21 protein-coding genes are annotated in these 18,778 nt (G+C 48.3%); 13 read left to right on the top strand and 8 right to left on the bottom strand.

All coding sequences use genetic code 11. The annotated features are described in order from the left end of the window. Nucleotides 1–210: 210 nt before the first annotated feature. The 4 genes from OGV85_RS02120 to OGV85_RS02105 all read left to right on the top strand — a co-directional run bounded on the left by OGV85_RS02120 (nucleotide 211) and on the right by OGV85_RS02105 (nucleotide 2,506). Nucleotides 211–870, top strand: coding sequence for a nucleotidyltransferase domain-containing protein (locus tag OGV85_RS02120; RefSeq protein ID WP_116315250.1), 660 nt, complete (start codon nucleotides 211–213; stop codon nucleotides 868–870). Then, a complete protein-coding gene (locus OGV85_RS02115) occupies nucleotides 857–1,300 on the top strand; it encodes a hypothetical protein (RefSeq protein WP_116315251.1) in 444 nt (147 codons plus the stop codon). Before OGV85_RS02120 ends, OGV85_RS02115 begins: the two co-directional genes overlap by 14 nt. Next, entirely contained in the window at nucleotides 1,293–1,730 is a 438-nt protein-coding gene (locus OGV85_RS02110) for a hypothetical protein (RefSeq protein ID WP_116315252.1), read from the top strand. Before OGV85_RS02115 ends, OGV85_RS02110 begins: the two co-directional genes overlap by 8 nt. A 194-nt stretch (nucleotides 1,731–1,924) precedes the next feature. Beyond that, the gene (locus OGV85_RS02105; protein WP_048218849.1) at nucleotides 1,925–2,506 is read left to right on the top strand and encodes a DUF6680 family protein; all 582 of its coding nucleotides are present in this window, start codon (nucleotides 1,925–1,927) and stop codon (nucleotides 2,504–2,506) included. 1 nt (nucleotide 2,507) lies between these two features. Here OGV85_RS02105 and OGV85_RS02100 read toward each other — a convergent pair whose 3' ends face one another. Then, on the bottom strand, nucleotides 2,508–2,699 hold the full coding sequence (locus OGV85_RS02100; RefSeq protein ID WP_003844491.1) for a toxin-antitoxin system HicB family antitoxin: 192 nt from the start codon (nucleotides 2,697–2,699) through the stop codon (nucleotides 2,508–2,510). Between the two features lie 136 nt (nucleotides 2,700–2,835). Between OGV85_RS02100 and OGV85_RS02095 the strand changes: the two genes are divergently transcribed. From OGV85_RS02095 to OGV85_RS02085, 3 genes are all read left to right on the top strand, one after another. Next, entirely contained in the window at nucleotides 2,836–3,126 is a 291-nt protein-coding gene (locus OGV85_RS02095) for a SymE family type I addiction module toxin (protein WP_181522681.1), read from the top strand. 117 nt (nucleotides 3,127–3,243) lie between these two features. Continuing rightward, nucleotides 3,244–3,420, top strand: a complete 177-nt coding sequence (locus OGV85_RS02090) for a hypothetical protein (RefSeq protein ID WP_044700470.1) — start codon at nucleotides 3,244–3,246, stop codon at nucleotides 3,418–3,420. 405 nt (nucleotides 3,421–3,825) lie between these two features. Further along, complete coding sequence (locus OGV85_RS02085) at nucleotides 3,826–4,200, top strand: Rap1a/Tai family immunity protein (protein WP_110248800.1); 375 nt, start codon at nucleotides 3,826–3,828, stop codon at nucleotides 4,198–4,200. A gap of 116 nt (nucleotides 4,201–4,316) precedes the next feature. Here OGV85_RS02085 and misL read toward each other — a convergent pair whose 3' ends face one another. Continuing rightward, nucleotides 4,317–7,121, bottom strand: a complete 2,805-nt coding sequence (misL, locus tag OGV85_RS02080) for an intestinal colonization autotransporter adhesin MisL (protein WP_110248801.1) — start codon at nucleotides 7,119–7,121, stop codon at nucleotides 4,317–4,319. 74 nt (nucleotides 7,122–7,195) lie between these two features. Then, nucleotides 7,196–7,813 (bottom strand): helix-turn-helix transcriptional regulator, encoded by a 618-nt coding sequence (locus OGV85_RS02075; RefSeq protein ID WP_003023988.1) that lies wholly within the window; start codon nucleotides 7,811–7,813, stop codon nucleotides 7,196–7,198. A 575-nt stretch (nucleotides 7,814–8,388) separates the two neighbouring features. Here OGV85_RS02075 and OGV85_RS02070 point away from each other — a divergent pair. From OGV85_RS02070 to OGV85_RS02060, 3 genes are all read left to right on the top strand, one after another. After that, nucleotides 8,389–9,159 carry a winged helix-turn-helix domain-containing protein gene (locus tag OGV85_RS02070; protein ID WP_048218934.1) on the top strand — a complete coding sequence of 257 codons (771 nt, stop codon included), beginning with the start codon at nucleotides 8,389–8,391 and terminating at the stop codon, nucleotides 9,157–9,159. Then, nucleotides 9,159–9,623, top strand: coding sequence for a hypothetical protein (locus OGV85_RS02065; RefSeq protein ID WP_061547787.1), 465 nt, complete (start codon nucleotides 9,159–9,161; stop codon nucleotides 9,621–9,623). The genes OGV85_RS02070 and OGV85_RS02065 overlap by 1 nt, the downstream gene beginning before the upstream one ends. A 342-nt stretch (nucleotides 9,624–9,965) precedes the next feature. Then, nucleotides 9,966–11,462: a C69 family dipeptidase gene (locus OGV85_RS02060; protein WP_061547789.1), complete on the top strand. Its 1,497-nt coding sequence runs from the start codon at nucleotides 9,966–9,968 to the stop codon at nucleotides 11,460–11,462. A gap of 36 nt (nucleotides 11,463–11,498) precedes the next feature. Here OGV85_RS02060 and OGV85_RS02055 read toward each other — a convergent pair whose 3' ends face one another. Next, nucleotides 11,499–12,401: a LysR family transcriptional regulator gene (locus tag OGV85_RS02055; RefSeq protein ID WP_061547786.1), complete on the bottom strand. Its 903-nt coding sequence runs from the start codon at nucleotides 12,399–12,401 to the stop codon at nucleotides 11,499–11,501. Nucleotides 12,402–12,505: 104 nt separating this feature from the next. Between OGV85_RS02055 and OGV85_RS02050 the strand changes: the two genes are divergently transcribed. The 3 genes from OGV85_RS02050 (at nucleotide 12,506) to OGV85_RS02040 (ending at nucleotide 14,841) form a co-directional block, all read left to right on the top strand. Continuing rightward, a complete protein-coding gene (locus tag OGV85_RS02050) occupies nucleotides 12,506–13,513 on the top strand; it encodes a zinc-binding alcohol dehydrogenase family protein (protein ID WP_032950556.1) in 1,008 nt (335 codons plus the stop codon). 1 nt (nucleotide 13,514) lies between these two features. Beyond that, the gene (locus OGV85_RS02045; RefSeq protein ID WP_048218854.1) at nucleotides 13,515–13,820 is read left to right on the top strand and encodes a putative quinol monooxygenase; all 306 of its coding nucleotides are present in this window, start codon (nucleotides 13,515–13,517) and stop codon (nucleotides 13,818–13,820) included. A gap of 118 nt (nucleotides 13,821–13,938) precedes the next feature. Beyond that, nucleotides 13,939–14,841, top strand: a complete 903-nt coding sequence (locus tag OGV85_RS02040) for a carboxylate/amino acid/amine transporter (protein WP_003023973.1) — start codon at nucleotides 13,939–13,941, stop codon at nucleotides 14,839–14,841. Between the two features lie 28 nt (nucleotides 14,842–14,869). Here OGV85_RS02040 and nlpA read toward each other — a convergent pair whose 3' ends face one another. The 4 genes from nlpA to dgaE form a co-directional block, all read right to left on the bottom strand. Beyond that, on the bottom strand, nucleotides 14,870–15,688 hold the full coding sequence (gene nlpA / locus OGV85_RS02035) for a lipoprotein NlpA (protein WP_061547785.1): 819 nt from the start codon (nucleotides 15,686–15,688) through the stop codon (nucleotides 14,870–14,872). Nucleotides 15,689–15,811: 123 nt separating this feature from the next. Further along, nucleotides 15,812–16,726 carry an Rpn family recombination-promoting nuclease/putative transposase gene (locus tag OGV85_RS02030; protein ID WP_061547784.1) on the bottom strand — a complete coding sequence of 305 codons (915 nt, stop codon included), beginning with the start codon at nucleotides 16,724–16,726 and terminating at the stop codon, nucleotides 15,812–15,814. Nucleotides 16,727–16,936: 210 nt separating this feature from the next. Then, nucleotides 16,937–17,680: a 2-dehydro-3-deoxy-phosphogluconate aldolase gene (gene dagF, locus OGV85_RS02025; protein WP_061547783.1), complete on the bottom strand. Its 744-nt coding sequence runs from the start codon at nucleotides 17,678–17,680 to the stop codon at nucleotides 16,937–16,939. Next, on the bottom strand, nucleotides 17,667–18,776 hold the full coding sequence (gene dgaE, locus OGV85_RS02020; RefSeq protein WP_061547782.1) for a D-glucosaminate-6-phosphate ammonia lyase: 1,110 nt from the start codon (nucleotides 18,774–18,776) through the stop codon (nucleotides 17,667–17,669). The genes dagF and dgaE overlap by 14 nt, the downstream gene beginning before the upstream one ends. Nucleotides 18,777–18,778: the final 2 nt, after the last annotated feature.

Here is an 18,778-nt window from a genome sequence, read left to right as displayed (position 1 = left end):
AACTAACATTTATCGATCACTTACACAGTAAGAATGAAGTTACCGGAGAGAAGCGATTAATAGCTTAATTAGATTAACATTAATAAGGAGTGTAATAGTTTCCCTTGCATTTATTATGCAAAAACAAGCTAGCATTATATTGCTACGTCTGATATGTTGTATTCCATTCTTTATTAAGAATTTCATAAGAAGAATACAAAGAGAAATATTATGCTCAACTATGAAGAGGAATCGTTTGCCGTTCTATTTGGCTCTGTCGCAAGGGGTGATTACAATAAAAATAGCGATATAGATATATTGCTCTGTAACTATCCAGAAGACAAAGCAAAAAAAAATATAGCATCAATTAACCTTCCTCAACTTCCGGTAAATTTCGTTTTATATGACAGCAATATGCTCTGGAAATTTCATGAGGAAGGCAGTCTATTTCTTTATCACATTTTCAAGCAAGGAAAGCTAATTGATGGAGATGCTTTAAAATGGAGTGAAATTTGTCAATCATTCGTTGTAAAAAAATCTTTTCAGGAAGAGATAAATAAAATCCAAAAAGAGATTATACCTTATAAAAAACTTGATTTTTTAAATGGGTATTATTTATCGGCATTAGTCAACATTTACCCATTATTAAAAAACTATTGTATCTTTACTTTGGCAAACCAAGGAATCTATGAATTTAATAAAAAAGAATGCATAGTCCTAACTGCGGCCGATGAGAAAAAATCAGAACAGTTACTTATATTACAAGAATTCTATGATTATAGTGTTAGAGAATTAGACATTGCATTAGAAGTAAGCCCTAACTCTTCAAAAGCAAGAGATTTAATAAAATGCTCTTACGATTTCATAAGGAATGTTAATGATTATCAATGATGAGATGTATAAAAATCTTTCAGAATTATTTTATGCATTCGATAACTCACAAGAAAGCAATGTTTGCGACTTAAGAAAAAGATTTAAATTTTTCTATGAGAGCTTAGTTGAACAAACCTTTAGCCATGTATATGGTAAAGATTTCAGGAACTTAACAACCACATTAAGAACAATTAATGTGTCAAAATTTAAAATAGATAAAAAACACCAAAAAATAGTCAAAGCTCTTCGAGAAAGCCTGACTACGAAGTATCCATTGAGCAACAAAACCTATACAGATGACAATGGTGAAATTATAGATTTCGTTATAAACTTCATGATCCCTTTCATTCTTGAGATAATATCTCTCGATACAGTCAAGAATGCTAACAAGGAAGCATTAATGGATTTCTTAATAACTATAAAACATAACTGGGGTAATGATGAGTAACGAAAAAGACATACTTTTAAAAGCATGGGAATTGACTCAGTCAGTTGCTAAAAATAATGCGGAAACAGCATGGAAAGTTAGAATGTGGGGGATTACGATTTGGGGCGCGTTACTGAGTTATGCCTTTACAAATCATAGTACAATAATTATAGCAATAAGTATTGTAATTTTAATCCCTATATTTATTTTTGAATGTGGAATAAGAATAATTGAATATAAAATGATTGAGCGCTCACATGAAATAGAAAATAGCTTAAATACATTCTTAGAGGGCTCTGAGTTGCATTTACCCGATGAGGGAATAAAAATAAATATCACGGAAACTAGTTTCGTCGATTTTAGGAACGAAATCTTCCTCTGTAAAAGATGGTTGATATGGGGCCCGTACTGCTGCCTGGCTGTTGTGAGCCTTTTTGCGATTGTATTTTGACTAACTGCAAAGGTGTGCGATGAAAATGTATATAAATATGTATAACCTTATATATCAACAGCCATCAAAACCATATATATCATATGGTTAGATAAGAAAACGCACTCCTGTGATCTTCCGCCAAAATTCTCATATCATCCTCAAAGATTTTATTTCATTTCAATTGTCATAACCTTCAGAATTAAGGAAGAGACATGAGTTGGGCACTAGCTATCGCTACTATTTTTGCTACCCTTTTAAGTCCCTTGCTCGCAGTCAGAGTACAAAAGCTTATCGAGAAACATTCAGAAAAAAGAAACATAAAAGTTAATATATTCACCGAACTAATGGCAACAAGATCGGCCGCAGCTCGCCTTTCCAATGAGCACGTTAGAGCGCTGAATATGATCGACTTAGCATTCTATGGTGATTTAAAAGGAAGTATAAATAAAAGAACAAAATCCGAGAAAAAAGTCCTTGATGCCTGGAAAGAATATTTCACTCATTTATGTACTCACTGTCCAGAAAGTGAGAGTGGTAACACGTTGTGGAATCAAACTAGCGATAGACTATTTGTGAATTTACTTTCTGTTATGGCTGAAGATATAGGCTACGATTTTGATCGAGTTCATTTGCAGAACGCTATTTATATACCTGTAGCTCACGGACAAATGAATTTAGATAATCAAAAAATTCGTAAAGGCCTAGCTTCAATTTTCTCTGGTGAAACAGCATTAAAAATGGATGTAGTTTCTTTTCCCGAATCTTCTGACGCTCAAAATTCTCAATTGAACTAGCCTACATTTCTGGCTCAATACCTAATTTACGTAATTCATTTCTCCCCAAGGTTTTGAGCCAATTCCCCAAACTCATCCCCTCAGCCTTTGCCGCAGCCTCGAACTGCGCCTTTAACTCAGGTGTGATACGAATCTGGAAAGTTGGAGCCTTTCCGGATTTGGACTGATTTGGGTCGCGTTTAGCCGTTGACATGTACGTACCTACAAGCGCAAGATATCACCAATCAGGTACGTACCTTTACACCTAACGACCTGATTTATAAACGCCCTCGCCCGGTATTCGCAGTACCCGACGAGAGCTAACCTCACCAACTATCAAGGAGTTGATTATGGCTGATTCGCATTCTACCCCAGACAGCGACCAATTCGGAACCGAACGTTCGGTAATTGTGGGATATCGCCCGAATGTTTTCGACAAATCCACACCCAAAATTATTCTTTCCGGCAAGTGGCTACGCGAAGCGGGGTTTGATACCGGGCAACAGATTAGCGTAAAAGTGATGAACGGCTGTATCGTCCTGATGGTCTACGGCGAGCAGGAACAACGGTTGCAGGATGAGCTGCAAGAAGCAAATCAGAAGTTAAAAAGAATTGAGAGCACGTTGGCGACTCTCCAGTGAAGTACAGCTGAACCTGCAAGCAGTACTTACAGGTTCACTTGGTGCCGGATGGCGCTTGCGCTTATCCGGCCTACTCTCCTGGAAAATGAAGCCAAAGTGTAACGGGAACCCAAACAAATGAATCACCACGAAAAACCAGACACCATCTTTTCGATTGACGACGATGAAAAAGTCGAAGAAATAAAAATTCAGTTACTGAAAGCCAAGATTCAATGTGCACAATGTGATATTCATTCTGATAATATTGTTAACGGCGATAATTTCTTTGATGAATTAATGGAGCCTGATAAATGAAAAAAGCAATATAAACTTACGGGCAATAATCAATAATTATGATATTTGAAGCAGCAACTCATTATTCATGAATCAGAAACGCATTAGAAATGATTCAATCACTACACTAAAAATCATAATAAAAATACTATCCTGATGGCCTATGCCAAACGATAAACATGACAGCACAATAAACACCATATTATAATCCCGCTAAAAATACACAGGCATCCTTTTTCTTTAATCAGGAAGGGACAGCCTCGTTTCTAATAAATTAGATTATTGGGTTACATATGAAAAACGTATTCATGGCAATGGTTATCGCTCTCGTCACTATCACCGCATCATCCACTGTTTTCGCATGCCCGAAAGGAGAACACCCGCACGGAGGTACAGGCTCGCACCATAAAGGTGGATGGTGTTCATATGATCAGTAAAATTGCCATTCCTGTCTTGTTATTGCTCTGTTTTTCAACACCTGTGCTGGCAAAATCGACATTGAATATCGACGGCAACTCGCTTTATCACGGTTATCAGTTGTATGAGAAAGGTTTTGATTATTTGAATGTTCGGGATGAACAGACAGCAGTGATGTATATGTCTTTTGTTGCCGGTGTAGCGGGGACACTATCAAAAGAAAATATCATCTGTAATGAAAGCATAACCATTGGGCAGGAAGCTGATATTGTTGGTAATTACCTCAAGACCCATCCTAAAGAACGAACAAAATACAGCCCTTCTGAATTGGCTATGATTGCTTTAGGCAAAGAACTTGCTTGTAGCAAAAATAGTAATAGCTAGCGCTGCACACTGCTTTTATTGCCGGATTGCGCTGACGCTTATCCGGCCTACAATTCTCCCCAAAAAATAAAGCCGCTAACCATCAATCAGCGGCTTTTCCTTTACCTACAATCCTGTCAGAAATTGTATTTCACGCCGAGCATACCTCGGGTATCGCTGTAGCCTTTGTCGCCGATCTGTTGGGCCACGTTGCTCCACACATTGAGGCGCGGAGTGATTTGCCCTTCTACGCCGACTTTCAGTTCGCCGATGTTTTTGGTGCCGCGCATGTCGTTGCTCACATCATCCATCTTCACGCTGGTCGTCTGCGTGTTGTGGATCCAGTTGGCTTCGACAAACGGCTGGAACTCGCGTGATTTACCGTCGTCGATGGCGTTGTGACCGTTGATAAAGGCTTTCACACCCAGACGGGTCATCAGGTTGCCATCGGTGTTGTCTTTCACGCGGGTACCGTTCGCTTCGCGGTGACTGTCAGCCTGCACGTCCATCCATACCACCTGCGCTTTCGGTTGCAGCCAGTAGCTGTTGCGCTCGTTTTCACCCAGTTTGAAGCTGTAACCGGCTTCTACCGAAGCGGTTATCCCGCTGGATTTGTATTTCTCTGTCGCCTGCTCCTGGCCCATCACCTTGTTATCAAACCAGTTGTACAGCATCCAGGTGTCCACGTAGGTGCCGGTTTTGTCTGCGTCATTGGCATACCATGTGCCGTACAGCCCTACGCTGTAACCGGTGACCTGACCACGTGAATAGTAGCCGGTCAGGCTGGACTGCGTGCGGTTCTGGCTGTTGGCGTAACCTGCCATTGCGCCGATGTGCCAACGGTCGAGACCGTCGCTACTCCACTGCGCCAGATCGCCGCCTAACTGCAACACATAGCTGTTGCTTTGGGTTTTCAACTGCCCGCTACCGTCTTTGAAGCGGGTATGCGCCCCGACGTTACGCATCCACATACTGGTGACTTTTTTCTCGCCCGTCAGCATGTCGATGTACTGCGTCTCTCCCAGACGATCGTGCAGTCGGGTCATAAACAGCGTGTTAGCGGCATAGTTGTTCGCCAGATAACTGCCTGCTTCCGGACGGTATTGCTGCTCAGTAACAGGAGGCGCAACAGGTTCTTCCGGCTCAGGGATGATCGGGTCTACAGGATCGACCGGGTCTGGATCAATGGGGTCAACCGGGTCCGGGTCAACGGGGTCTGGGTCGATGGGATCTACCGGGTCCGGGTCTTCCGGATCCGGCGGAGCAGGAATAAAGCTGGTCAGATACCAGTTGCTGCCCTTTTGCACCACGTTATAGTCGTACGCACCGGCAACAATACGACCTGCTTTCTCAAAAGTACCGTCAGAATTACCGGCTACTTCGATGATCTCAATACCTTCAACGGTCTGCGCCCCGGTTCCGCCAATGTTGTTCACCGCCACAAACGCATTACCCGCGGTGTTGCCGAGCACTTTCAGCTTGTCGGTTTCGGAGGTGTCGTCATTCAGGACGGTATTGAAAACCAGTTTGCCGCCGTTGCCGGTGAAATCTTCATTAATGGTAAGCGTCTGCCACGGTTCGCCGTCAGTATGCCCAAAATTCACCACTGACCCGCCGTTCAGCGTCAGGTCGGTGAGCGTTGAGCTGTTGGTCATGTTCCAGGTCGCATCGCTCATTTGCAGCGAGATAACCCCCGTTCCGGCCGTGACGCTGGTGATGTATGACGCCCCACTCCACAACGAGTTGTCGGTCATATTGAGCGTAATGGTACTGTTTTGCTGCGGCAGGCTGCTGCTCGCGGCAGTCGCGCCGGCGGCGTGAAGATCGCCGTCGATAAGGAAGCGCCCACCTGCGGAGCCATCTACGGAGCCGCCCGTTTCGGTGCTGATGGCATAACTTTCATTGCTGTGATTGCCCGCCATGGTAATGGCAGCGCCGCCCGCCAGGTTTATCGCACCGCGTGAAGCCGCATACAGGCCGCGTGGCGCTTTGCTGTATGACGCCGCTTTGGCCGAATTGTTTACGTTGATCGTCGCGTTTTCGCCGAGATTCACGGTCGCATTGGTGGAATAAACCGCATGTGCGCTAACGCCGTTGACCGTAATCGTAGCATTGTTGCCCAGTTCCGTTTTGGAAGATGAGGCGGCATAGATCCCTGTCGAGGAAGCGCCCGATGTCTCGATAGTGGCGTCATCACCAAGGCGGATCGAGGACCCGCTCTGCCCGGTGCGGAGACCTTCTGAACTGTCACCTATCGTCACAATGTGTGCCCGGTCGCCGACGACAATCGTATTTTTGGCCTGCGTAGCGTCTTTCATTGCGTTTGCAGTGATACCACGCCCCTGATAACCGGTGGTTTGAATATACAGATCGTCGCCGACATATATGTTGGCTGAACCTTTCCAACCCTGGCTATAGGAGTTGTAACCGGCGTTAATACCGTCACCATCCTGACCGTCCACATAAATGCTGGTGCGATCTCCGGTGATGATAAAGACCGGGTTATCCGGCGTATTAGCCCCGTGCGTGCGAATACCATCAACATCCTTACCATTATTAGCGGCATTCTTCGACTGTGTGCGGATCGTCAGGTCATCACCAAAAATAACACCCGGGCTACCCGTCGCACTGTTCTGAATAACGGTAATGGAGTGTTCGAAGGCTTCTGCTCCCGGCCCATTCAGCGTTAATCCATGACCAAAAACGGGAATGGTGCCGGCACTCCACTGATAAACATAATTCGGCGTAGCGCTGGTTTTAGCGAAACTGGCATTCGCCTGTGCAGGAAATAAAGCCTGCAACTCCGGAGGCAGACTACTAACCAGACCGCTGGAAGGAAGACTATCAACATCAATCCAGGCTGCATGGGCCGAAAATACCATAGAAGTTAATGCGGCTGAAACCGCGATGGCAATACGAGAGTAAGATTTGGGATTTGGCATATTAGCCTCCTGCTATTAGGCGTAGAGCGTCCACCACATCGCAAGGATGTGAAATAATAAAAATCAGAAATGCGTTATAAAATATTCGATAGTATTTTATGAATACTATGGCCCAACTTATCTTCAAGCCGGAGCTTATAGACATATATTTTCTTAATATCAATATTATCTATTTGGGTAATTTGCTGAATACTTTTTCCTGAGACAAATCGCTTCAGTAATATCATTTCTGTATAGTTGAGTGTGCGCCCACGTTTACTGTTAGCGAGATGACCGGTAAATAATCGTCTCATTTTCTGATGCTGTACGTCATCATCATCATCAGAATATATAATTCCTTGTATTTTATTGCTTTTCGACAGCCAGTAGTTGGCTAACGGCGCCAGGTTCCGGTCCGCTATTAAAACAATATGCATGCCGCTATAAGCCAGACGATCAACCCATTGCGGGTCGGCAAACAGGCGCAGGTTCGGGAAAGAGAAGTCCACAAAAATAAACCCGCGCGACAAATGGTTTTGATTATTAAGCAGAAGTTTTTCAATAATTCCTTTTTGCAGAAAGCCATTTCCCTCAGGCCAGATAGCAAAAGCGGCACGGTGACAGTAACTGGCGCGAACCGCAGCATCCGGAAATAATTGACAGGATAATTCACAGCTTATGCAACGAACACTCTGTGATGGTGATCTCTTCATCAAAATGACTCCTGTTATTTTTCCATAAATATTTCATTGGTAAATAAATGTGTCAATCCGACACGTACGACATTCCTTGTCAGTTAATAACAGTGGCGCTAATAAAATGTAATAAACTCCTGATGCGCTAATAAGTATGGACTGTGATTAATACGATTGCGCTAAGCTTTTTTGTGCCTTATCTCAGAATAACAGCCTGGGCATTAGGAATTTTATGCATAAATTAAAACCATAGGATAAATCCCAAAAAAGCACTATTTGCTAAAAAACAACCGATGTAAACGATACTCATTAATTACACAATACTGATAACTCAATCACCCTTGAAGTGCTGTGGATAAATATAATGATAATTCAGATAAACCTGTAATGAATTCTCATTATTTAACATTAGTTAATTTTACCTAAGAACTTACTCAGCTAACACATTGTATGTAAAGAATATTTAACTCTTAAATGAAATTCTTATCTGCGATCACGTACAAAGAGTGAGGCATATTATCGATTTGGATGTAAAATTTAAGGTAAGTGTTGGCACATGCGGTGATACGTTTTGGTTACTGAGGGCTGGGCAATTGTACCTTATCAATCAGTTGGTCGAATTTAATCCTGATAACAAAAGCCTGGTCAATCGACAGACAGGGCGAGCAATACAACTTCAGCTCCCAGCCTCGCTCTGTTTTCTCTATTTAATTACTCACGCAAGTGACATTGTTTCTCAGAACACGTTGATTAAAGTGGGCTGGGGTGAGAGAAATAATGTGACCACCACCAACACATTTTACCAGGCTATTCTGACGCTACGTAATGCTCTGGCGGATGTGGGTCTGCCGAGAGATACGGTGAAAACAATTTCCCGGCGCGGGCTTACATTAAATGAAAATACGCAGATTGAGGCGATAACACATCCTCAAAGTGAAGTTTACCAGCCACCGGTTATTGAGGATTACGCGCCCCCAAAGATAATTGCTCCCGCGCCTCAACAAACGACGCGGGGACCCTGGTGGTACATTATATTTAGCACGGGCATCGTTATTGCCACCCTGATTATCTGGCTGGTGTGGTATCAGACGCGCCCTGTTACGCCGTTTAGTAAATTCGTGTCTGTTTCTATGCAAGTTCCCTCTCGGCAAAACTGTAAAATTTATTACTCACCGAATGAGCACGACCAGGAGAATTATTTCAATCTGATGCAACTGCATCCCTATCTCTGTGAAAACAACAAGCATGTCTTCCTTTCCGGCTACCGCAAAGCGGAGAGGATCGTGGCATTTGTCTGTGATAAAGATGCGCGGATAGATGCTAACGCGTTTTGTGCTACCCACTATTACTGGATGCGCGGGTAATGAAAAAAATACATCACCTTATTTTGCTGGTAATCGGTCTGGCGACGTTGCTCGGTTCAGGCGGGTGGCTATGGTATTCACGCTTTGCCGAAAAGCCGCTGAGTTGCATCGGCAACATGGAATGGAATATTGGCAGCAATCGCTTTGCCGGTACGTTATCGTTTCGGATGTACGATAATGCAGGTTTGGCCACCATTACCGGAAAACTTTATGGACGTAATACCTCAGACATCAGCAGGAACATTTATTTCAACTACACCAGACAGCACGAAGCCCGGGTGCTACAGGCGATGCAGGTGGTCAAAACCTTCGCAGACAGCGCCGATGAAACGGATATTAACAACACCTTACCCGGTTTTTACCGCCAAAGCGGACAAACCCTGAGTCTGGTCATCGAAGAGTATAAGGGCGCATGGATCTTTGCCAGCTCCAATGTACCCTCGCTGTATTGCCGCAAGAGGTAACGTCATATCCGGAAACAAAAAGCGCGCCCCCTCAATGGAATTCATATTTGCCATCATCGACTTACGCGACATGGGTCACTGAATCCTCTAATAACCCATTGCTATTCTTCATCCCGAATCAGGAAACATCCTGAATATCACGATATCCATTGCGTAATAATTAAGCGAAATGGGCGTTTTATTTTGCCCAGAAGACTTCAATCTACGGATGGATATTCGGAGAAGGCGTGGGCAGGGGCGTTTATCTCTCTCGCGAGCAATGTCTGAGGGTTCAGACGTTATCGCATTTAAGGAAACGGTATGTTTCCGGTGTATTTTTGGCGTACATATGAGGGATACGTAATGTTTACTTTTAAAAAGTGCCTGATTGCACTTTCTATAAATTTGGCCGTTGTTTCATCAGGTTTTGCTTGTACGACCCTGCTGGTCGGTAACGAAGCATCAGCGGACGGCTCGAAGCTGGTTGCCCGTAGCGCTGACAGCGATGCCCTGAAAGCGCAACATTTTGTCATTCACCCGGCAAAACAGAATCAGACCGGGGTATACAGCACCAAAGCACATAACGGTGCGAATGACTTTACCTGGCCGCTACCCAAAAACTCTCTGCGCTATACCACGGTTCCAAACTGGAAAACCCAGTTGCACGGCGCGACCGGATTTAACGAGCTGGGCGTTGGCGTGAGCGGCACAGAATCTATTTTTGCCTCACCAAAAGCGCTGGCCGCCGATCCGTACGTTGAGGATAAAGGGATCACCGAAGACGATATTCCGGATATTCTGCTGTCGCAGAGTAAAACCGCGCGTGAAGCCGTGGCGCTACTGGGCCATATCGTTGAGACCGTCGGCGCAGGCGAAGGCTTTGGCGTTGCCGTCGTCGACGATAACGAGATCTGGTATCTGGAAACCGGCAGCGGCCATCAGTGGATGGCGCAGCGTCTGCCAAATAACCAGTATTTTGCCACCGGTAACCAGGGCCGCTTACAGGATTACGATCCGAAAAACCCGGACATGATGGCGTCAAAAAACCTGATTCAATTTGCGACCGAAAAGGGTCTGTACGAACCGGCGAAAGATGGCAAATTCAACTTCTCCAAAGCCTATACCCGTGATGACGAGCGTGACCGCACGTATAACGACCCTCGCGTTTGGACCATCCAGAAAGAGTTCAATCCTTCCGTAAACCAGGATATGGCCAAAGGACGTGAATTCCCGGTCTTCATGACGCCAGAGAAGAAAATGACGCTGGACGATGTGAAGGCCGTACTGCGTAACCATTATGAAGGCACCAGCCATGACCCCTACACCAACGGCCTGAACGGCAAAGAGCCATGGCGTCCGGTCAGCGTCTTCCGCACCTATGAAGCGCATGTTATGCAGGTCCGTCCGTGGTTGCCAAAAGAGATCGGTGAAACGACCTACATTGGTTTGGGCATGGCCGATCTCACCGCCTTTGTTCCGTACTACAGCGGCCTGAAAGCGTATCCGGCTAACTATACGATGGGTACCGATAAAGCGGACGATCAGTCTATCTACTGGAAATATCGTAAATTACAAACGCTGACGATGACCGATTATCCGAAGCTCGCGCCAATCGTCAAAAAAGCCTACAAAGCGTGGGAAGACAAAGTGGCCAAGGAGCAAAAAGAGGTTGAAGCAGAGTATCTGAAGATGGCGAAAACTGATAAACCAGCCGCCGATAAGATGCTGAATGACTTCAACCTGCGCATCATGGCCGACGCCGAGAAGCTGACGGAAGATCTGACTAATCAGCTATTTACCATCCGCACCAAAGACATTCAGTCTGATATCTTCTTTGCAAACGCTGCGAAAAAAGACTGAGTAACGACGCGATAGTATTCTGGCGTAAAGCGCTTACTAGCTTTGCGCCAGCATTTCACACCGCGCCTTCACCGCGTCGTGCAGCAGACGGACCGCCGTTGAAAGCTGCTTCCGATGCGGGCAAATCATATTCAGCGGGACTTTCTCCCCCTGATAATCCGGTATCAGCAGTTGTAATCGACCGTCACGCACATCTTCGCTGACATCCAGCCACGACTTGTACGCCACACCTTCCCCGGCAATTGCCAGCCGTCGGATCACTTCCGCATCGTCGCTCATAATGGTGCCGTTAACCTGCACACTACTGACCTCGCCGTTGCGCATAAACGTCCAGCGATCGTGCAGACGGCCGCGTAATACGAAGGTCATGGCGTTGAGCTGTGTTAAATCATCCGGGGTTTGCGGCGCGCCGTTTTGCGCAACCCATTCCGGTGATGCCACCAGCACGCGTCGATTACTCGGTGCAACGGGCAGCGCAATGTATGAAGCGTCTTCGGTATTGCCATAGCGAAACGCAACATCGACGGGGTCTTTAAAGACATCCGTCACCTGATCGGAGAAAAAAATCCGCAGGCGCAGCGCGGGATAGCGGCGTCGAAACGACTGAAAGACCGGCAGCAGCAGGTTACGGCCAAGATCGGAAGGCACGGCGATTTGCAGCGTGCCAGAAACTTCATCTTCTGGGGTCTGAATTTTTTGCAGCCCGGCATGCATCACGTCCAGCATCTGGCGGGCATAGGGTAGCCAGACCTCGCCCTCCGGCGTCAGGCGTAGGCTTCGCGTGGAGCGGGCGAACAAGCGGATAGCCAACGTAGACTCCAGTCGCTTGATAGCTGAACTGACCTGAGCAGGCTGAACGCCGACTTCGCGTGCAGCATCGCTAAAACTATTCAGCGCCGCGGCGCGGACAAACAACGTGAGATCTTCAAGCCGGAACATTTTCACTCCCCGAGTATAAGTCCTGTCGCCGTAGGGCTATTTTTCCCGTTCTGCTACCGGTTTACCATCGAATTATTCAACTGATTCCTGTGACAGGAGAGACCATGAAAGCCATCGCTATTACTCGCGCCGCGACCGACGGCAATAACATTGAATTTTTACAAGAGATTGACCTGCCCATGCCAGTCGCTACCGGGCACGATCTGCTGGTTGAAGTGAAAGCCATTTCCGTCAATCCCGTTGATACCAAGGTTCGCGAAGGTTTTAACGCCGATGTGCCGCGCGTTCTGGGCTGGGACGCCGTTGGCGTGGTGAAGTCCGTGGGTGAAACCGTCACCCTGTTCACACCTGGCGATGAAGTCTGGTACGCCGGAGCGCTGGGCCGCGCTGGCAGTAACAGTGAATTTCAGCTGGTTGATGAACGTATTACCGCGCTGAAGCCAAAAACACTGGATAATGCTTCTGCTGCGGCGCTGCCGCTGACCGCCATCACCGCCTGGGAAATGCTGTTCGACCGTCTGGGCGTTGAGGAGAATAGCAATGAAGATGATGTGTTATTGATCGTTGGCGCGGCTGGCGGCGTCGGTTCTATTCTGACGCAACTGGCCAGTAAGCTGACCAAAATGACCGTCATCGGTACGGCATCACGTCCTCAGAGCCAGAAATGGGTTCGTGAAGCGGGCGCTCATCATGTGATTGACCACAGCAAGCCTTTGACGGAAGAGCTGGCACGGATAGGCATTAAAGAGGTGACGCACGTTGCCAGCCTGAACAATACCGAGCAGCACTATTCGCAAATTATTGCCGCCCTGGCACCGCAGGGCAAACTGGCGTTGATTGACGATCCGCACACTCTCGATGCGCGTCCGCTGAAGGCCAAAAGCATTTCGCTGCACTGGGAGTTTATGTTTACCCGTTCGATGTTTACCACCCACGACATCATTGCGCAGCATCAGTTACTGACCCGCGTGGCACAGCTGATCGACAGCAACACCCTCCGCACCACGCTGGGCGAACATTTTGGCGCGATCACCGCGGCAAATCTGCAAAAAGCCCACGCGCAAATTGAAACCGGTCGTTCGGTCGGCAAGATTGTGCTGGAGGGGTTTTAACATGTCCGATTCAGAAGTGATTTCAATTATTGCGATACTGAAAGCCAAACCAGGGAAAATCGATGCACTGAAACAGGCACTACAGGCTCTGTTACTGCCTACTCGCCGGGAGCCGGGCAATATTGAATATGCCCTGTTCCAGTTACGCGACACGCCGGATGTGTTTTACGTGCGCGAATCCTGGCGCGGACAGGCCGGTCTGGACGAACATATCGCTCTGCCACATTTCCAGGCGTTCATTCTACAAATGAACGATCTGCTAGCCGAACCGCTACGGCTGGATTATCTGACGCCGATTGCGCCATAAAATAACTACCGAAGCCCCCTGCCGCGTGGGGGGCTACACCAGTCATGTCTCACTCGCTTCGCTATCTCTGCTATGATGCCTGCACACAAATAAAACAAAACAACATGCCGAGGGAAAGATGAGTTCCACCAGAAGAGGGATGATGAACGTCCTGATTGCCGCCGTATTGTGGGGAAGTTCAGGCGTTTGCGCGCAGTACATCATGGAGCAAAGTCAGATGTCGTCGCAGTTTCTGACCATGACACGTCTGATTTTCGCCGGGCTGATTCTGCTGATGCTCTCTTTCGTTCACGGCGACAAAGTGTTCTCCATTATCAAAAACCGCAAAGACGCCATCAGCCTGCTGATTTTTTCCGTAGTTGGAGCGCTCACCGTACAGCTAACCTTTCTGCTGACCATTGAAAAATCCAACGCCGCCACCGCGACGGTGCTGCAATTTTTGTCACCGACCATTATCGTGGCGTGGTTTTCCGTGGTGCGCAAAGCTAGACCGGGGATTTTAGTGCTGACCGCAATCTTCACCTCGCTCATCGGCACTTTCTTACTGGTCACCCACGGTAACCCAACGTCGCTGTCTATCTCACCTGCCGCGCTGTTCTGGGGAATTGCCTCGGCGTTTGCCGCCGCATTCTACACCACCTACCCCTCAACGCTTATCGCGCGCTACGGCACGCTGCCGGTCGTCGGCTGGAGTATGTTAATCGGCGGCATGATCCTGCTGCCGTTTTATGCCGGACAGGGCACTAATTTCGTGGTGAATGGCAGTTTGATTCTGGCGTTTTTCTATCTGGTGGTCATCGGCACGTCGCTGACGTTTAGCCTGTACCTGAAAGGCGCGCAGATGATTGGCGGACCGAAAGCGAGCATTTTAAGCTGCGCAGAACCGTTGAGCAGCGCGTTGCTGTCACTACTGTTGTTAGGTATTACGTTTACCCTGCCAGACTGGCTGGGCACGCTTTTAATCCTCTCATCGGTAGTACTGATCTCAATGGACTCACGTCGCCGCGCCAGAGCGGTTTAACCCCAACCGGCGCGGCAACGGGTCACGATTACCAACCCGGAACCGCGCCGCCGTTAAAGATAGTTTCTGCCGCCTTTGCCACTTCCGGTGACTGATAAGATTGCAGGAATTCTTTCACATTCTCGGCATCTTTGTTGTCTTCTCGCGCCACCAGGATGTTCACGTACGGTGAGTTTTTGTCTTCGATAAATACGCTGTCATGTACCGGGGAAAGACCGGTTTGCTGGATGTAGGTGGTACTGATAATCGCTACATCCACTTTCTGATCGTCCAATACGCGCGGCAACTGCGCGCCTTCCAGTTCCATAATTTTCAGATGCCGCGGATTATCAGTGATATCCAACGCTGTTGGCAGCAGGCCGGTATCCGCTTTCAGCGTAATTAACTTCTCTTTTTGCAGCAGCAACAGCGCCCGCCCGAGGTTGGTTGGATCGTTAGGTATCGCAATCGTTGAACCGTCTTTAAGTTCAGCGACGGTTTTGATTTTCTTCGAATACCCTGCCATCGGGAACACAAAGGTATTGCCCACAGCAACCAGATTATAGTCGTGTGCTTTATTATCTTGTTCGAGGAACGGACGATGCTGGAAGACATTGGCATCCAGCTCACCATGATTAGTGGCATCGTTAGGCAGCAGAGAACCGCTAAAACCCACCAGCTCCACCTCAAGGCCATATTTTTCTTTAGCGACTTTCTTCGCGACCTCCGCCACATCCTGCTCGGCACCGTTAATCACACCCACTTTAATATGCTTTGCATCACTGCTCTGCTGATCGCATCCTGCCAGCAATAATCCCGCCAGTAATACCGCCGCCCCAGCCCCGAAATAAGGTATTTTCAGTTTCACGTTTTATCCTTTTGCAATAACCGCCTGATGAGTAATGAAATGACTATAGCGGCAAGGCCGCTGCGGTTTAAAAAACGAAAAAGCATCAGCAAGAAGAAAAAAGCATAATGGGAAAAAGTAAAATTAGTCGGAATCTGTTGTTAATTCATCGATGGAGAGCCCGGTAATAATCAGCACCAGTTCACGATCGAGCCCCTTCTCAAGCATGGCATGGGCTATCCGCAACGCTTCGTCTTGTTTGCCTTCGCGTTTGCCTTCTAGCAACCCCGTTCTTCGCCCCGACTCACGTAAACATTCTGCAATCGTCATTAATCTCTCCTTGTGTTGGGGAACGCGTAAAGCCACCTCGCGAATAAACGCCTCGAAACGCGGGGCGCTGCCAGACTGCATCAGATAATTAAATAGCGTTTCTACTTGGCTGTCATTAGCGTATCCCTTAACCAGCAGAGCAACCAGGTTATCCACCAGCACCATCAAATCGCGCTCGCGTATATGCTTCTGGACAAGCTCCAGTAGCGCCATCCGCCGATGCTGCATAACCTCATCATCAGACACCACCGTGATGTCTACCAGCGGGAAGGCCGCACCATAAAGCTGCCGCGCAGTTTCTGGATCGTCAAATTCATCCAGCCAACACAGCGAGTACGGATACGGGCTATCGACGCCATGATAAAAAAGTATCGGCACCACCAGCGGCAGCGTTTTGTGTCCTGCATCAAGGTGTTTCTGCATCGCAGCAATGGCATAACGCATCATCCGGAATGCCATATGAGCATCCGGTGAACTCTGGTGTTCAATCAACGCGTAGATATAGCCTTTACCGGTTCTCGTTTTTAGCGACCACAGAATATCGGAATAACTGGCACGCAGGTCTTCCTCAATAAAACTCCCGGATTCCAGCTTCAGTGTATCCAGATCGCAAAGCTCATGTAATGACGAAGGAAGATAGGTATCAAGAAAATCCCGTGCCGTTTCTGGATGGCTTAAGAATTTTTTAAATACGGCATCATGCGGCGTAGAGGTTGTTGGTTTTTGCATGGCGATCCGTCACCAGAAGAACAAGATGACGGGACATTACTCGCCAGTGCTACAGACGACATCAGGGAAATTACCCCTTTGCGAGGCGTTTTCGAGGATAAATAGATGCTGCTGCAATGCATTCATTTTCCATGAATGATGTTCGCAAAAATGCCCGGTAGGCGAGATCACCTTCGGGCATTTTTTGTGTGCCATCCGGCGATAGCAACATCACACCAGGGCTTTGACTATCTCCATCAACCTGATGATATCTGCAGGCCGGGTATTACCGGTCTGTGGGTCGATAATCGAGCTGTAAACATGCGGCATGACGCGCGGTACTCCTGCTTCCAGACAGGATTGCAGGATAATGCCGAAGTTATCGAGATCGATACCGCCGGTCGGCTCAATCAACGTCATGCCGTTGCGTGCCGCTGTCGTCGCCAGTGCGTACAACTCAGGCAGGGACTGCTCACCGCCCATTGGGAAGAACTTCGCCGCATGCGCGCCAGAGTCCAGCATCATACGTACCGCTGCATCACAGGAAACGTGGGCTGGCGTGCCCTGGCTGCTGCTGACGCCAGTGGAGATCAACACTTCCCCCGGCGTGCCCGTGGGACTGACTAACGCGTTGATATGGGTCTGTTCACCGCCCGTTGCCGCCAAGGCGCCTGCCGCAAACCCACAACCGGTAAAGGTCTGGTTGACGTGTGCCGGATGGACCTGTGAGGCAATTATTGCCGCTTTGTAATACTGCGCCGGGTCGCCCGCCCCCAGCCCCACGGAAATCGACGGCACGTCGACCATCCAGCGTTTTACTTCCTTAACCCCTTCCTCAACCGAGGAGAACTGCGCCGAAAGAATGCCGATCACCGCGTGACCTTCGGCAGCGTCATAGATTTCCCGGGCGTTGGCGATATCCTTCGCCAGCACGTTAATAGCCACTTTATTGCGATAAAAATTAATGTGCTGCATGGTCTGCAATCCCCTTTAGTCGGGCCACGATCAGTGCCATTTCCCCTTCTGCAACCGTACGCGGGTCAAGACTAAAGACGCCCTGATGAAGGTTGTAACGGCGAGCGTAAATCGCGATATCACCCTCTCGCAGCTGCGCTTCTACGGCGTAAGCATCCATCCCCAGCTCTTGTGCATTCACCCGAATACGAATCCGCCAGATGGCGCGCCCGGCTTCGTCCTGCTCAATATCCGCATCCAGTCCGCGAATCGCTGAAATCGCCTGCGCCACGGGGCGAAGCTCTTCGGCGGTGACCACGGTTTGCCCCTGATGATAGTTTTCCAGGGCATACACCAGCCCGACCATATTCTCTTTGCCGATCTTCATCGCCCGGGCAATTCCGTGGTGCTGCGCTTTACACGCGGCAATCCACTGTTTCTTCCCGGTGATAAACCCGGAGGTCGGCGCGTTAAAGGCTTTTGCTCCGCTGTAGACCACCATATCCGCCCCGCTCGCCACCCAGGCGTGTAAGTCTTCCTCGGCGGCGGCATCGACAATCAGCGGCAGGTTATGAACCTGCGCAACCCGTACGAAGTCTGCAATGCTCAACATGCCTTTCTGCACGCAGTGGTGCGATTTCACGTACAGCAGCGCGGCGGTGTTATCGGTAATCGCGCTCTCCAACTGCCAGCGGGCCGCCAGATTACTTGAGCCAACCTCCACCACCCGTCCTCCCCCTAAGCGGATCGCGCTGGTGATGGGCGCCCCGTAGTCAACGTTATGCCCGCGCAGCATGACCACTTCATTGGCCATACCCGCGCTGTCCGGCATCAGCGTGACACTAGCCTGGTCACCGCGGGTAATGGCGGCGGCAACGGCAATCGCAATACCCGCCGAGGCGCACGAAGTAACATAGCTGTCCTCCGCGCCGGTGTAGCGGGAAACCAATTCACCGGTACGGTCCACCAGCCGGTCAATTTCAACAAAGGCCGAAGCTGCCCGCGCGGTGGCTTGCATCACCTCCGGCGCGACGCTGGAAACGCCCAGAATCGTCATCTTGCCGCAGGCGTTAATCACCTGTTTTAGCCCCAATTGTTGGTAGATATTCTGTGTCATGG

Source organism: Citrobacter sp. Cf132, from assembly GCF_030333885.1.
GTDB classification, from domain to species: Bacteria; Pseudomonadota; Gammaproteobacteria; order Enterobacterales; family Enterobacteriaceae; genus Citrobacter; species Citrobacter freundii.
Note: the sequence above shows the minus strand (reverse complement) of the source record. Positions and strands in the feature narration are given on the sequence as shown.

Excerpts from the sequence above, each read along its gene's own strand:
- dagF (WP_061547783.1), bottom strand. The coding sequence starts at position 17,680 with ATGCAGCACATTAATTTTTATCGCAATAAAGTGGCTATTAACGTGCTG.
- OGV85_RS02075 (WP_003023988.1), bottom strand. The coding sequence starts at position 7,813 with ATGAAGAGATCACCATCACAGAGTGTTCGTTGCATAAGCTGTGAATTA.
- OGV85_RS02030 (WP_061547784.1), bottom strand. The coding sequence starts at position 16,726 with ATGCAAAAACCAACAACCTCTACGCCGCATGATGCCGTATTTAAAAAA.
- OGV85_RS02110 (WP_116315252.1), top strand. The coding sequence starts at position 1,293 with ATGAGTAACGAAAAAGACATACTTTTAAAAGCATGGGAATTGACTCAG.
- OGV85_RS02040 (WP_003023973.1), top strand. The coding sequence starts at position 13,939 with ATGAGTTCCACCAGAAGAGGGATGATGAACGTCCTGATTGCCGCCGTA.
- OGV85_RS02115 (WP_116315251.1), top strand. The coding sequence starts at position 857 with ATGATTATCAATGATGAGATGTATAAAAATCTTTCAGAATTATTTTAT.
- OGV85_RS02055 (WP_061547786.1), bottom strand. The coding sequence starts at position 12,401 with ATGTTCCGGCTTGAAGATCTCACGTTGTTTGTCCGCGCCGCGGCGCTG.
- OGV85_RS02120 (WP_116315250.1), top strand. The coding sequence starts at position 211 with ATGCTCAACTATGAAGAGGAATCGTTTGCCGTTCTATTTGGCTCTGTC.
- OGV85_RS02050 (WP_032950556.1), top strand. The coding sequence starts at position 12,506 with ATGAAAGCCATCGCTATTACTCGCGCCGCGACCGACGGCAATAACATT.
- dgaE (WP_061547782.1), bottom strand. The coding sequence starts at position 18,776 with ATGACACAGAATATCTACCAACAATTGGGGCTAAAACAGGTGATTAAC.
- OGV85_RS02095 (WP_181522681.1), top strand. The coding sequence starts at position 2,836 with ATGGCTGATTCGCATTCTACCCCAGACAGCGACCAATTCGGAACCGAA.
- OGV85_RS02065 (WP_061547787.1), top strand. The coding sequence starts at position 9,159 with ATGAAAAAAATACATCACCTTATTTTGCTGGTAATCGGTCTGGCGACG.
- OGV85_RS02100 (WP_003844491.1), bottom strand. The coding sequence starts at position 2,699 with ATGTCAACGGCTAAACGCGACCCAAATCAGTCCAAATCCGGAAAGGCT.
- misL (WP_110248801.1), bottom strand. The coding sequence starts at position 7,121 with ATGCCAAATCCCAAATCTTACTCTCGTATTGCCATCGCGGTTTCAGCC.
- OGV85_RS02090 (WP_044700470.1), top strand. The coding sequence starts at position 3,244 with ATGAATCACCACGAAAAACCAGACACCATCTTTTCGATTGACGACGAT.
- OGV85_RS02060 (WP_061547789.1), top strand. The coding sequence starts at position 9,966 with ATGTTTACTTTTAAAAAGTGCCTGATTGCACTTTCTATAAATTTGGCC.
- OGV85_RS02045 (WP_048218854.1), top strand. The coding sequence starts at position 13,515 with ATGTCCGATTCAGAAGTGATTTCAATTATTGCGATACTGAAAGCCAAA.
- OGV85_RS02105 (WP_048218849.1), top strand. The coding sequence starts at position 1,925 with ATGAGTTGGGCACTAGCTATCGCTACTATTTTTGCTACCCTTTTAAGT.
- OGV85_RS02085 (WP_110248800.1), top strand. The coding sequence starts at position 3,826 with ATGATCAGTAAAATTGCCATTCCTGTCTTGTTATTGCTCTGTTTTTCA.